At 55.8% G+C, this 13,690-nt stretch carries 15 protein-coding genes; 9 read left to right on the top strand and 6 right to left on the bottom strand.

The features are described 5' to 3' along the window. Positions 1–60 precede the first annotated feature (60 nt). From ABLV66_RS17120 to ABLV66_RS17080, 9 genes are all read left to right on the top strand, one after another. Positions 61–546 (top strand): type III secretion system chaperone family protein, encoded by a 486-nt coding sequence (locus tag ABLV66_RS17120; RefSeq protein WP_348876917.1) that lies wholly within the window; start codon positions 61–63, stop codon positions 544–546. Positions 547–876: 330 nt separating this feature from the next. Further along, positions 877–1,989 carry a spermidine/putrescine ABC transporter substrate-binding protein PotF gene (gene potF, locus ABLV66_RS17115; protein ID WP_032711260.1) on the top strand — a complete coding sequence of 371 codons (1,113 nt, stop codon included), beginning with the start codon at positions 877–879 and terminating at the stop codon, positions 1,987–1,989. Between the two features lie 123 nt (positions 1,990–2,112). Continuing rightward, on the top strand, positions 2,113–3,246 hold the full coding sequence (gene potG, locus ABLV66_RS17110) for a putrescine ABC transporter ATP-binding subunit PotG (protein ID WP_015367526.1): 1,134 nt from the start codon (positions 2,113–2,115) through the stop codon (positions 3,244–3,246). 10 nt (positions 3,247–3,256) lie between these two features. Next, positions 3,257–4,210: a putrescine ABC transporter permease PotH gene (gene potH, locus ABLV66_RS17105; protein WP_015367525.1), complete on the top strand. Its 954-nt coding sequence runs from the start codon at positions 3,257–3,259 to the stop codon at positions 4,208–4,210. Further along, a complete protein-coding gene (gene potI, locus ABLV66_RS17100; RefSeq protein ID WP_015367524.1) occupies positions 4,207–5,052 on the top strand; it encodes a putrescine ABC transporter permease PotI in 846 nt (281 codons plus the stop codon). The genes potH and potI overlap by 4 nt, the downstream gene beginning before the upstream one ends. Positions 5,053–5,110: 58 nt before the next feature. Next, positions 5,111–5,599: a YbjO family protein gene (locus tag ABLV66_RS17095; RefSeq protein ID WP_045396319.1), complete on the top strand. Its 489-nt coding sequence runs from the start codon at positions 5,111–5,113 to the stop codon at positions 5,597–5,599. 42 nt (positions 5,600–5,641) lie between these two features. Then, entirely contained in the window at positions 5,642–6,769 is a 1,128-nt protein-coding gene (rlmC, locus tag ABLV66_RS17090) for a 23S rRNA (uracil(747)-C(5))-methyltransferase RlmC (protein WP_047049062.1), read from the top strand. Positions 6,770–6,846: 77 nt separating this feature from the next. Further along, on the top strand, positions 6,847–7,563 hold the full coding sequence (locus ABLV66_RS17085) for a response regulator transcription factor (RefSeq protein WP_015704857.1): 717 nt from the start codon (positions 6,847–6,849) through the stop codon (positions 7,561–7,563). Continuing rightward, positions 7,560–9,032, top strand: coding sequence for a sensor histidine kinase (locus tag ABLV66_RS17080; RefSeq protein WP_348876916.1), 1,473 nt, complete (start codon positions 7,560–7,562; stop codon positions 9,030–9,032). Before ABLV66_RS17085 ends, ABLV66_RS17080 begins: the two co-directional genes overlap by 4 nt. A 62-nt stretch (positions 9,033–9,094) precedes the next feature. Here ABLV66_RS17080 and artJ read toward each other — a convergent pair whose 3' ends face one another. From artJ to ABLV66_RS17050, 6 genes are all read right to left on the bottom strand, one after another. Further along, positions 9,095–9,826 carry an arginine ABC transporter substrate-binding protein ArtJ gene (gene artJ / locus ABLV66_RS17075; RefSeq protein ID WP_348876915.1) on the bottom strand — a complete coding sequence of 244 codons (732 nt, stop codon included), beginning with the start codon at positions 9,824–9,826 and terminating at the stop codon, positions 9,095–9,097. Positions 9,827–10,005: 179 nt separating this feature from the next. Then, positions 10,006–10,674 (bottom strand): arginine ABC transporter permease ArtM, encoded by a 669-nt coding sequence (gene artM / locus ABLV66_RS17070; RefSeq protein ID WP_015704859.1) that lies wholly within the window; start codon positions 10,672–10,674, stop codon positions 10,006–10,008. Further along, on the bottom strand, positions 10,674–11,390 hold the full coding sequence (artQ, locus tag ABLV66_RS17065) for an arginine ABC transporter permease ArtQ (protein ID WP_015367517.1): 717 nt from the start codon (positions 11,388–11,390) through the stop codon (positions 10,674–10,676). Before artQ ends, artM begins: the two co-directional genes overlap by 1 nt. A gap of 6 nt (positions 11,391–11,396) precedes the next feature. Further along, positions 11,397–12,128, bottom strand: coding sequence for an arginine ABC transporter substrate-binding protein ArtI (gene artI / locus ABLV66_RS17060; protein ID WP_348876914.1), 732 nt, complete (start codon positions 12,126–12,128; stop codon positions 11,397–11,399). Positions 12,129–12,147: 19 nt separating this feature from the next. Next, on the bottom strand, positions 12,148–12,876 hold the full coding sequence (gene artP, locus ABLV66_RS17055; protein ID WP_285198814.1) for an arginine ABC transporter ATP-binding protein ArtP: 729 nt from the start codon (positions 12,874–12,876) through the stop codon (positions 12,148–12,150). Positions 12,877–13,102: 226 nt separating this feature from the next. Further along, positions 13,103–13,618, bottom strand: coding sequence for a lipoprotein (locus ABLV66_RS17050; protein WP_045396309.1), 516 nt, complete (start codon positions 13,616–13,618; stop codon positions 13,103–13,105). Positions 13,619–13,690 lie beyond the last annotated feature (72 nt).

Raw genomic sequence — 13,690 nt, 5'->3', positions numbered from 1 at the left:
CGACGCATTTTTTGCGTAAGCTATGCGTCGTTTTTTATCCAGCAAGAGGTCACAGGCACTATGGATTCACTGGTCGTTCCGGGTCTTGATACGTTACGTCATTGGCTCGACGAGTTAGGCATCAGTTTTTTTGAGTGCGACTCCTGCCAGGCGTTGCACCTGCCGCATATGCAGAATTTCGACGGTATTTTCGATGCCAAAATCGACCTGCTGGACAACGTGGTGTTGTTTTCGGCGCTGGCGGAAGTGAAGCCCTCTGCGCTGCTGCCGCTGTCGGCGGATCTGTCGGCGATTAACGCCAGTTCGCTGACCGTAAAAGCGTTCCTTGATATTCAGGATGATAACCTGCCGAAGCTGGTGGTCTGCCAGGCGCTGCCCGTTGGCGCGGGCGTCACTCTCGAACAGTTTGCCTGGTTCTTCCGCCAGAGCGAAGAGCAGGTCTCGATGGTCATTTTGGAAGCAGGCGCCAATCTACTGCTGTATAAAGCGGAAGAGCAGGAAGAAGAGGCCGCAGCCGAAGAAGTGCAATACCATTTTCTGCACTAATTAATAAAAGCAGCCGCTGCGATGGCGGTTGCTTATTTATTCTGTCTCAAACCCTTCTTTAAAGAATTATTCACTGCTGTTTTAGCGCTTCGCTTTTATCTCGTAGACCTTTATTGGCTGGAAATATGATCCAGGGCGTTTTTTTGCCTGGGCTATATCCTCTTATTCTGGCTACAGTTATTCTGGCGAGGCGTCCTTTTGCGGGCAGCCAATCAGGGAGAGGTTTCCTCTCCTTATCTCAGGCAATGAAAAATATGCATGATTCTTGCATGCGTTCAGGTTCGTCTATTGCGTCCGTGAATTAACGGGCCTTGAGAAGGAAATACAGATATGACCGCCTTGGGTAAAAAATGGTTAACAGGTGTGATTACGGGTGCGCTGATGGCCGTTTCTGCCGGCTCGCTCGCAGCGGAACAAAAAACGCTGCACGTCTATAACTGGTCTGATTATATTGCGCCGGACACGGTCGCCAATTTTGAAAAAGAGACCGGTATTAAAGTGGTGTATGACGTATTTGATTCCAACGAGGTGCTGGAAGGTAAATTAATGGCCGGCAGCACCGGGTTCGATCTGGTGGTGCCATCGGCAAGCTTCCTTGAACGCCAGCTGGCGGCCGGAGTGTTCCAGCCGCTGGATAAAAGTAAACTCCCGAACTGGAAAAACCTCGACCCGAAAGTTTTACAACTGGTGGCGCGTCACGATCCCGATAACAAATATGCGATGCCGTACATGTGGGCGACTACCGGCATCGGCTATAACGTCGATAAAGTGAAAGCGGCGCTGGGTAAAGACGTACCGTTGAACAGCTGGGATCTGGTGCTCAAACCGGAAAACCTTGAGAAGCTGAAAAGCTGCGGCGTCTCCTTCCTTGATGCCCCCGAAGAGATTTTCTCGACGGTGCTGAACTATCTCGGCAAAGATCCAAACAGCACCAAAGCCGATGATTACACCGGACCGGCAACCGATCTGCTGTTGAAGCTGCGGCCCAATATCCGTTACTTCCACTCTTCGCAATATATTAATGACCTGGCAAACGGCGATATCTGCGTCGCTATCGGCTGGGCGGGCGATGTCTGGCAGGCGGCGAACCGGGCGAAAGAGGCGAAGAACGGCGTCAATATCTCCTACTTTATTCCGAAAGAGGGGGCGCTGGCCTTCTTTGATGTCTTCGCCATGCCGGCGGATGCCAAAAATAAAGACGAAGCCTATCAGTTCCTGAACTATCTGCTGCGCCCGGAGGTCATCGCCCACATCAGCGATCACGTCTACTACGCTAACGGCAACAAAGAAGCGACGCCGCTGGTCAGCGCCGACATCCGCAACAATCCGGCGATTTACCCGCCGGAGGATGTCTTCGCCAAGCTGTTCACCCTCAAGGTGCAGGATCCGAAGATTGACCGCGTGCGCACCCGCGCGTGGACCAAAGTGAAAAGCGGAAAATAACGCCATCAGGCCCGGTACGCCGGGCCTGTAAAGGCCTGACCGACTGTTCGCTGGTGAACATAGAACTGAAGAATGTATGGCAACCGGGCCATACGGTGATTGTATTTGCCGGAGAGCACCCGAGTGAATGACGCAATGCCCCGCCCACAGGCGAAAGCCCCCAAAGCGCTGACCCCGCTGCTGGAAATCCGTAATTTAACCAAATCCTTCGATGGGCAACACGCCGTCGATGATGTCAATCTCACTATTTATAAAGGTGAAATATTTGCCTTACTGGGCGCGTCCGGCTGCGGTAAATCGACGTTGCTACGCATGCTGGCAGGTTTTGAGTTGCCCACCGCCGGGCAGATTGTGCTGGATGGCGTCGACCTGGCGCGCGTGCCGCCGTATCAGCGGCCGATCAATATGATGTTCCAGTCTTACGCGCTGTTTCCCCACATGACTGTTGAGCAAAATATCGCCTTTGGTCTCAAGCAGGACAAGCTGCCGAAGGCGGAGATTAACGCCCGCGTCCAGGAGATGCTGGCGTTGGTGCATATGCAGGAGTTCGCCAAACGCAAGCCGCACCAGCTTTCCGGTGGCCAGCGCCAGCGCGTGGCGCTGGCGCGAAGCCTGGCGAAGCGGCCGAAACTGCTGCTGCTTGATGAACCGATGGGCGCGTTGGATAAAAAACTGCGCGACCGGATGCAGCTTGAGGTGGTGGATATTCTTGAGCGCGTCGGCGTCACCTGCGTGATGGTCACCCATGACCAGGAAGAGGCGATGACCATGGCGGGCCGTATCGCCATCATGAACCGCGGAAAGTTCGTGCAGATAGGCGAGCCGGAGGAGATCTATGAACATCCGACGACCCGCTATAGCGCCGAGTTTATCGGTTCGGTAAACGTCTTCGAAGGGCTGGTCAAAGAGCGACTGGAAGATGGTCTGGTACTGAATGCGCCGGGGCTGGTGCATCCGCTGAAAGTCGATCCGGATGCCTCGGTGGTGGATAACGTGCCGGTCTGGGTGGCGCTGCGTCCGGAGAAAATCATGCTCTGCGACGAACCGCCAGCGGACGGCTTTAACTTTGCGGTAGGCGAGGTTATCCATATTGCCTACCTCGGCGATCTGTCTATCTATCATGTCCGTCTGAAAAGCGGGCAGATGATTAGCGCCCAGCTGCAAAACGAACATCGCCATCGCAAAGGCATGCCGACCTGGGGTGATGAAGTTCGTTTGTGCTGGGACGCCGATAGCTGCGTTGTTCTGACGGTGTAAGGAGAGGGCGATGAGCACATTAGAACCTCCAGCCGGCGGCAAAAAGCCCGGCGGTTTTGCCCTGTGGCTGGCGCGCCAGCAGATGGCCCACGGGCGTAAGCTGGTGATTGCGCTGCCGTATCTGTGGTTAATCCTGCTGTTTTTACTGCCATTCCTGATCGTTTTTAAAATCAGCCTGGCCGAAATGGCGCGGGCGATCCCGCCCTATACCGAGTTACTGTCGTGGGCCGACGGTCAATTGACGTTGACGCTTAATCTCGGCAACTTCCTGCAGCTGACCGACGATCCGCTGTACTTTGAGGCTTATCTGCAGTCGCTGCAGGTGGCGGCAATTTCCACCTTTTGCTGTCTGCTATTGGGCTATCCGCTGGCGTGGGCGGTGGCGCATAGCAAGCCCTCGACGCGCAATATCCTGCTGCTATTGGTGATATTACCTTCGTGGACCTCATTCCTCATTCGCGTTTACGCCTGGATGGGGCTGCTGAAAAGCAACGGGGTGCTCAATAACTTCCTGTTATGGCTTGGAGTTATCGATCAACCGCTGGAGATTTTGCATACCAACCTGGCGGTGTACATCGGTATCGTTTACGCCTACCTGCCGTTCATGGTGCTGCCGATTTATACCGCGCTGACGCGTATCGACTATTCGCTGGTGGAAGCGTCGCTGGATCTCGGCGCCCGGCCGTTAAAGACCTTCTTCCAGGTGATTGTTCCGTTAACGAAAGGCGGCATTATCGCCGGCTCGATGCTGGTGTTTATTCCGGCGGTGGGCGAGTTCGTCATCCCGGAGCTGCTCGGCGGACCTGACAGCATTATGATTGGCCGCGTGCTGTGGCAGGAGTTCTTTAATAACCGCGACTGGCCGGTAGCATCGGCGGTGGCGATTGTGATGCTGCTGCTGTTGATCGTGCCGATCATGTGGTTCCACAAACATCAGCAAAAACAGATGGGGGATCATGGATGAATGACTTACCGGTAGTACGTTCGCCATGGCGAATTCTGATCCTCGTGCTCGGTTTTACCTTTCTGTATGCGCCGATGCTGATGCTGGTTATCTATTCATTTAACAGTTCGAAGCTGGTGACGGTATGGGCGGGGTGGTCGACGCGCTGGTATAGCGAGCTGTTTCATGATGACGCGATGATGAGCGCGGTGGGGTTAAGCCTGACCATTGCCGCCTGTGCGGCGACGGCGGCGGCGATCCTCGGTACGATTGCCGCGGTGGTGCTGGTGCGTTTTGGCCGTTTTCGCGGTTCCAACGGTTTTGCTTTTATGATCACCGCGCCGCTGGTGATGCCCGATGTGATTACCGGGCTGTCGCTGCTGCTGCTGTTCGTCGCGTTGGGGCATTCCATCGGCTGGCCATCGGATCGCGGCATGTTGACGATATGGCTGGCGCACGTCACCTTCTGTACCGCCTACGTGGCGGTGGTGATCTCTTCACGTCTGCGCGAGCTGGACAGGTCAATCGAAGAGGCGGCGATGGATCTCGGCGCCGCGCCGCTGAAGGTGTTCTTCGTGATAACCTTGCCGATGATTATGCCGGCGGTCATTTCCGGCTGGTTGCTGGCCTTTACCTTGTCGCTTGATGATCTGGTGATTGCCAGCTTCGTTTCCGGGCCGGGGGCGACAACGCTGCCGATGCTGGTCTTCTCCAGCGTGCGGATGGGCGTTAACCCGGAAATTAACGCACTGGCGACCTTAATCCTCGGCGTGGTGGGAATTGTCGGTTTTATCGCCTGGTATTTAATGGCTCGCGCAGAAAAGCAGCGCGTGCGCGATATCCAGCGTGCAAGAAGGGGCTGAACCCACTAAAATCGCTAACAGAGCCTATTATCGGCGCCGCACACGTGGCGCCGTTTTCATGGATGACTTTACGTTGGGATTGTTTACAAAAACTCGATCGTCTCATGCTCGTCTTAACGTCCCTGTGCTGGTACAGGTGGCGGCCTTTGCTATTATCTTAATTCGCGGTCTCGACCTGTTAATGATCCTCAATCAGCTTGGCGTGCAGGGAATTGCCGATTTTATCCATCGTAGCGTGCAAACCTGGGCCCTGACGCTGGTGTTTCTGGCGAGTCTGGCGTTGGTGTTTATCGAGATCTGGTGCGCCTTTTCGCTGGTGAAAGGCCGTAACTGGGCGCGCTGGCTCTACCTGCTGACGCAAATTATCGTCATCTCTTATCTGTGGGCGGCCTCGATTGGCTATGGCTATCCGGAACTGTTCAGCGTTGCCGGGGAGTCAAAGCGGGAAATTCTCCATGCGCTGTTTCTGCAGAAGCTGCCGGATCTGCTGGTGCTGGCGCTATTGTTTATCCCGGCGTCGTGCCGACGGTTTTTCCGCTTGCAATAACGGTGATACAATCCCCGCCCCGGTTTTTTTGAAGGTCTTCTTATGCACTGCGCACTTTACGACGCGGGCCGCTGCCGTTCCTGTCAGTGGCTGGAATTGCCATTGACGCAACAGCTCGCCGATAAAATGGCGAACCTGCGCGAACTGCTGGCGGGTCAGCCGGTGATGACATGGCTTGCTCCGGTCTCAGGTCCGGAGACGGCGTTTCGCAACAAAGCGAAAATGGTCGTAAGCGGTAGCGTAGAGCGCCCGCTGCTCGGCATGCTGCATCGCGATGGCACGCCGGAAGATCTCACCGATTGCCCGCTGTACCCGCCGAGTTTCGCGCCGGTTTTCGCCGCGCTGAAGCCGTTTATCGCCCGCGCCGGACTCACCCCCTATAACGTTGCCCGCAAGCGCGGCGAGCTGAAGTATTTGCTGCTGACCGAAAGCCAGCAGGGCGGCATGATGTTGCGTTTCGTCCTGCGCTCTGCGGATAAGCTTGCACAACTGCGCGCCGCGCTGCCGTGGCTGCAGCAGCAGTTGCCGCAGCTTAAGGTGATTACCGCCAATATTCAGCCCGTGCACATGGCTATCATGGAAGGGGAGCAGGAGATTTTCCTCAGCGATCAACCGGCGCTGGCGGAGAACTTTAACGGCGTACCGCTGTGGATCCGCCCGCAAAGCTTTTTCCAGACCAACCCGACGGTGGCGAGCCAGCTCTACGCTACCGCCCGCGACTGGGTGCGCGCGCTGCCGGTCAACCACATGTGGGATCTGTTTTGCGGCGTCGGCGGTTTTGGTCTGCACTGCGCCACCCCGCAGATGCGCCTTACCGGTATCGAAATCGCTCCGGAAGCCATCGCCTGCGCGAAGCAATCCGCGGCCCAGTTGGGGTTAAGCAATCTCCATTTTCAGGCGCTGGATTCCACGCAATTCGCGACGCATGAAGACGATATTCCACAGCTGGTGCTGGTCAACCCGCCGCGGCGCGGCATCGGCGCCGAACTGTGCGATTATCTAAGTCGCATGGCGCCGCCGTATATCATTTACTCGAGCTGTAACGCCCGGACAATGGCCGCAGATATTGACCGTCTGCAGGGCTATCGCGTTGAGCGTGTACAGTTGTTCGATATGTTCCCACATACCGCGCATTATGAAGTGCTGACGCTGCTGGTTCGTGAAGTTTAAACAAAATGTGAACTCTTTAAGCGGCTGAAATCGGGTAAGCTTTATGAAACGAGCGTGAAATTCGTGGAGCGAATCTGATGAGTAAAAAAATCCTGCTGGTGGAAGATGATGATGATATCGCGGCTTTGTTGCGCCTGAATCTGCAGGATGAAGGGTATCAAATCGTGCATGAAGCGGACGGCGCGCAGGCGCTGCGCCAGTTGGATAACGGCGTCTGGGACGCGGTGATTCTTGACCTGATGTTGCCCAACGTCGACGGGCTGGAGATTTGCCGCCGCATCCGCCAGCAAACGCGCTATCTGCCGGTGATTATTATTAGCGCCCGTTCCAGCGAAACCCAACGCGTGCAGGGGCTGGAGATGGGCGCCGATGATTATCTGGCGAAACCTTTTTCCCTACTGGAGCTGATTGCCCGGGTGAAGGCGGTGTTCCGCCGTCAGGAAGCGATGGGACAAAATCTCTTGATGGATGCTGGACGTATCGCCTGCCACGGCCTGAATATCGACCCGCTGTCCAGGGAAGTCAGGCTACGCGGTGAACTGGTGGATCTCACGCCGCGCGAATTCGATCTGCTCTATTACTTTGCCCGCCATCCCGGCGAAGTTTTTTCGCGCCTGGCGCTGCTGGATAGCGTCTGGGGCTATCAGCATGAAGGCTATGAACATACGGTCAACACGCATATTAATCGTCTGCGCACGAAAATAGAGCGCGACCCGGCAGAGCCGGACATTATTCTTACCGTCTGGGGGAAGGGCTATAAATTTGCCCCCTACAGCGCCGGGGCGCAGTCATGATCCGCCGACTCAGCCTCAGCCAACGGCTGTCGTTGGTGTTTATCGGCTTGCTGCTGCTGTGCGCGCTCTCCGTCTGCCTGCTCCAGCTCTATAGCAGCGCGCAGTACGGTAACGTCATGGTGCAGCGGCTTTCCGCCGGGCTGGCGCAGCAGATTGCTGCTCGCGAGCCGCTGCTCAACGCCCGCGGCGAGGTCGATCGCGCGGCATTGAAACCACTATTTGACCGTCTGATGGTGTTTAACCCAAGCGTCGAGCTGTACCTCGTTTCGCCGGATGGCGAGCTGCTGGCGGATGCCGCGCCGCCGGGGCACATTAAACGCCAGCGCATTGCCATGGCGCCGGTGCAGGCGTTTCTCTCCGGCGGCGCGTGGCCGATTTATGGCGACGATCCGCGCAGCATGGACCAGCAAAAAGTGTTTAGCGCCGCGCCGCTACGCCTTGACGGCCAGCTACGTGGCTATCTTTATATTATTCTGCAGGGCGAAACGTTTAATGAACTGGCGCAGAGCGCCTGGCAGAAGACGCTGTGGAGCTTGCTGCTATGGACCCTGCTGCTGGTGGCGCTATTTGGCCTGTTGGCCGGCGGCCTGGCGTGGTACTGGGTAACGCGCCCGGTACGCCAGCTGACGGCGCTGGTGGCGGCGGGGGATAGCGACAGCATTCGCGCAATCAAAGCGCTGGCGGCGCAGGCGCCGGACCCGTATCCCGGAAATGAAGTGGCGCTGCTGCATAACCGTTTTATCGAACTGGCGCAGCAGATCGCCGGGCAGTGGGATCGGCTGGCTGATAGCGATCGTCAGCGCCGGGAGTTTATTGCCAATATTTCGCATGACCTGCGTACGCCGCTGACTTCGCTGCTGGGGTATCTGGAGACGCTATCGCTTAAGGATGATCGCCTGACGGCGCAGGAGCGCAAGCAGTATCTGAATATCGCGCTACGCCAGGGAAATAAAGTTCGTCATCTCTCACAACAGCTATTTGAGCTGGCGCGCCTTGAACACGGCGGTATTAAGCCGCAGCCGGAAAAGTTTATCCTTGCCGAGTTGATTCAGGACGTGGCGCAAAAATTCGATCTGGCGATTGCCACCCGCGAAATCCGTCTGCGCCTGGAATTGGCGTCAGGTTTGCCGTTGGTTGAGGCAGACCTCTCGATGATGGAGCGGGTATTAACCAATCTGCTGGATAACGCCATTCGCCATACTCCGCACGGGGGCGAAATTCGTCTCTCCTCGCGCCAGCAGGGGGCACAGGTGGTGGTCGAGGTGGCCGATAGCGGCCCGGGCGTCGCCGGTGAATTACGGGCCAATCTGTTTGAGCGGCCATCGGTACTGGAACCGGGGCAGCAGAGCGCCTCACGAGGCGGGCTGGGGTTGATGATTGTTCGGCGGATGCTGCAACTGCACGGGGGCGATATTCGCCTGCTGGAAGTACCGGCAGGGGCCTGTTTCCAGTTTATCCTGCCGCTGTAAGGGGGAGCGTTGCCGTTTGACCCGGCTCAGGCGGTTGCGCCGTAAGCCGGGAAGCGCAGGTCTTACTCCGGGAACCACTGGTTGCTAATTTTCTGGTAGGTTCCGTCAGCTTTAATCGCTTTCAGCGCGGCGTTGAGTTTTTCCAGCAGCGCTTTATTATCCGGGCGCACCGCAATGCCAAGACCGGTACCGAAGTACTGCGGGTCGGTCACTTTCGGCGTCGCCGCGCCTAACTGCGGGTTGGTCTTCAGCCATTCGTTGACCACCGCGGTATCACCGAAGACGCCATCGATACGGCCGTTTTTCAGGTCGATAATGGCATTCTGATAGCTATCGTAAGCGACGGTTTTCACTTCCGGGTGCTTATCCTGCAGGTATTTCTGGTGCGTAGTGCCGTTTTCCATGCCGATACGCTTACCCTTCAGGTCATCAAAAGAGTGGTACGCGTCTTTTTTGGCGATCACCAGCGCCGAGTTGGCATAGTACGGGTCGGTAAACGCGACCTGTTTGCTACGCTCAGGCGTGATGTCCATGCCGGAAATTACCGCATCATACTTTTTAAATTTTAGCGCCGGGATCAGGCTGTCGAAAGCGTGGTTGGTAAAAGTACAGTCGGCCTGCATTTGCTTACACAGCGCTTTAGCCAGATCGAGATCGAGACCGACAATCTGGTTATTCGCATCCATGGATTCAAATGGCGGATAGGTCGCGGAAACGCCAAAGCTGATTTTTTCCGCGGCAGCGGCGCCAAAGGCGAAAGAGCTAAGCAGAGCGGCCAGAACTAACTTTTTCATAGTGGGACTCCCGTCGGTCAATCTTATGATGTTGTGCCGGTTTACGGCTGAAGTTCACAATGCCATTAAATGAATTTATATGCAATAAAGTTGTATGTTTATTTTATTGGTTGTAAAAAAAACGGGTAAGCATTGGCACTTACCCGTTTCATTATTTACTGTTTATGCATTTCGTAATGTTAGTTACGACGCTCGAAGGCCAGCGCTTTTCTTTCCACCAGACGCATCAGCAGCGTCAGCAGGCCGTTCACCACCAGATAAATGATACCGGCTGCGCCGAAGACCATCACGTCATAGGTGCGCCCGTACAGCAGCTGGCCATGACCCATCACTTCCATCAGGGTGATGGTGTAAGCCAGCGAGGTGCTCTTAAAGACCAGTACCACTTCGTTAGAGTACGAGGAGAGGGCGCGTTTAAAAGCATACGGTAGCAGAATCGCCAGCGTATCCTTCTTGCTCATCCCCAGCGCGCTGCAGGACTGCCACTGGCCGTCCGGAATGGCGCGGATGGCGCCGTAGAACAGCTGGGTAGTATAAGCCGCGCTGTTTAACGATAAGGCGATCAGCGCGCACAGCCAGGGCTCAGAAATCAGATGCCACAGCACCGGGTAATTCTGCAATGACGGGAACTGTCCTGGCCCGTAGTAGATCAGGAAGATCTGCACCAGCAGCGGCGTCCCGGTAAACAGGGTGATATAGCCGCGGACGATCCACACCACCACCGGCGTTTTTAACGTCAGGACGATAGTAAAGATCAGCGCCAGGATCAGCGCCACGACGATCGATGCCGCGGTCAGCGTCAGGCTGGTATGCAGCCCTTTCAGCAGTTCGGGTAAGTAATCGAGCATCAACCTGGTCTCCGTTCGAAGCGCGTCGCACGCTGGTCAATACGCTTGAGGATGTATTGACTCAACAGGGTGATGACGAGATAAATCGCTGCCGCAATGATGTACCAGTTAAACGGCTCCTGAGTACGGGTAGCAATACTCTTGGTTTGCAGCATCAGGTCGTTGACGCTGATAAGGCTGACCAGCGCGGTATCCTTCAGCAGCACCAGCCATTGGTTGCCCAGACCCGGCAGAGCATGGCGCCACATCTGCGGCATCACCAGGCGAAAGAATATCGCCGCCTTCGACAAACCCAGCGCTTGTCCGGATTCCCACTGCCCCTGCGGCACCGCTTTCAAGGCGCCGCGCAGGGTCTGCGAGGCATAGGCGGCATACAGTAGGGAAAGCGCAATGGCGCCGCAGAGGAACGGGCTGACGTCGAAATTCTCAATTTGCATCTGTACCGGAATCTGCACAAACCCAAGATTGAGAGTAAAACCGTCAGACAGCGTCAGCAGCAGCTGTGAGGAACCAAAGTAGATAAACAGCACCACCAGAATTTCCGGTAGGCCGCGTAAAATCGTGACGATGCCGGTCGCCAGCCATGCCACAGGACGCCATTTCACCGACTCCAGCACGGCGAAAAGCATCGCCAGCACCAGGCCGATGACCAGCGCGCAAACGGCAAGGCCGACGGTCATCCCGGCGGCGCTTGCTAATGGAAAAAATTCGTTCATTCAGCGTTACTTCTGGAACCATTTGCTATAGATGGTCTGGTACGTCCCATCTTTCTTCACTTTTTCCAGCGCAGCGTTAAATTTCTGCTGCAGCTCGGTATTGCCCTGACGAACCGCAATGCCGAGGCCGGTACCGAAGTAGTCTTTATCCGTCACTTTATCACCCACTGGCGCCAGCTTCGGATTGCTCTTCAGCCATTCGGTCACTACCGCCGTGTCGCCGAAGACGGCGTCAATGCGGCCGTTTTGCAGATCCAGTTTGGCATTCTGGTAGCTGTCGTAAGGAACGGTGGTGATTTCCGGATGCTTTTCAGTGATGAATTTCTGGTGGGTAGTGCCGTTCTGCACGCCAACTTTTTTGCCTTTAAGCTGGTCAATGCCGGTGAACTTGCCCTGCTGGCCGACGAACAGCGCCGAGTTTTCATAATACGGGGTGCTGAACAGTACCTGTTTTTCACGCTCAGGGGTGATATCCATACCGGCCATGACGGCGTCGAAGCGGCGGAATTTCAGCCCTGGGATCAGACTATCGAAAGCCTGGTTAGTAAAGGTGCAGGTCGCGTCCATCTCTTTGCACAGCGCGTTAGCCAGATCGACGTCAAAGCCGACGATTTTGTTGTTGGCGTCTACCAGCTCAAACGGAGGGTAGGAGGCCTCGGTGGCGAAACGGATGGTCTGGGCTGCGGTAGCGGAAAGGCTCATGCCCGCGAGCAGAGCGGCAATCAGTACTTTTTTCATCGTTATTTCCCCGAAAACATCAATGTGAAAGATAGTTTTTAAAGGCGTCGGTTTGCGGATGCGCGAAGCAGTTAGCATCCCCTTGCTCAACGATATGCCCGTTTTCCATATACACCACGCGGCTGGCGGTTTTACGCGCCACTTCCACTTCGTGGGTAACGATAACCTGGGTGATTCCGGTCTCCGCCAGTTCGCGAATGATGCTGACGATCTGGGCAGTGATTTCCGGATCCAACGCGGCGGTGGGTTCATCAAATAGCAGCACCTGAGGCTCCATCATCAGCGCGCGGGCAATCGCTACGCGCTGCTGTTGACCGCCTGACAGATGCAGCGGATAGCGGTCGCTGTAAGGTTTAAGGCGTAAACGCTCGAGTAGTTTTTCGGCGCGCACCAGCGCCTGATCTTTGGTTAATCCCAGCACGCGGCACGGGGCTTCGATCAGGTTTTGCACCACGGTCAGGTGTGGCCACAGATTGTACTGCTGGAAGACCATCCCGACATTCTGGCGCAGCTCGCGAATAGCTTTGTCAGACGGCGCTTTGGTGAAGTCGAATTGATTACCGGCGATGTTTAAGGTACCGGAACGCGGCATCTCCAGCAGGTTGAGTACGCGAAGCAGCGAGCTTTTACCGGCGCCGCTTGGGCCGAGGAGCACCAGCGTTTCCCCCTGCGGGCAATCCAGCGTGATGTCGAACAGCGCCTGGTGCGCGCCGTAGAAGCAATTAATGCCGTTTAGTTTAATACTCATCTGGGCAGTCTGATACGAATAGCTATTGAGGCCGCAAATAGTACCTTTGACAGAATAGTTATGCAATATTTATGCGTTAAAAGTTAAATGTAAACCACATTTATCACTAAAGTTAGCACAAAATATGGGTTCGTGTGGTAGGGGGGAACAAATGTCGGCATTACCGCACGGAATACCGACATTTTACCGGGGTTATCGTTTCAGCGGGGTGGCTTTAACGCCGAAATCAGCGTTTCTCAAGACTCTGACGCAGCGTACCCGCCGGAGCGTGGCTGTTTATGCCAAGGTAGCGGACATCGTCAACCGCCCAGCACTGGCCTTCCTGAATCATCAGCACTTCATCTTTCCAGCTCTGCGTACCCTGTTTCAATTCGACGCGCAGCGGAATATTGCGCGCATCGCGGTTCGGGATGGTCGAGGCGCTGGCGACGTCGGCGCTATCCGCCGGGGTGGAACTGCTGGAGAATGGATTTGATTGCAGCAGCGCGTTACGCGATGGATCCTGACGGGCGTCGTTCAGCAGTTTAGCCAGATCGTCGCTCAGATACGGGCGCAGCGCGGTGAGATCGTTATTTCGGTGCTGGATTTGATAATCATAGAACTGCTGCGCTACCTCGTCCGGGCCGCCCTCGATGCAGGAACCGCTGCGGGTGCCGTTGTCTTTATAAGCCGGGGTCACGGTGGTACAGGCGCTCAGCGCCAGTGCGCAAGGCAAAACAAGTGCAAGAATGTTGTAGCGCATGATGATTTCCTTATGAACTCACTACGTTGTTAGATTCTGCTAAAGCATAGCGTAAGCGCGCCAATTGTACTT

The organism is Klebsiella sp. CN_Kp073 (assembly GCF_040065495.2).
Classification (GTDB): domain Bacteria; phylum Pseudomonadota; class Gammaproteobacteria; order Enterobacterales; family Enterobacteriaceae; genus Klebsiella; species Klebsiella aerogenes.
This window is presented reverse-complemented; position numbering and strand designations above follow the sequence as displayed.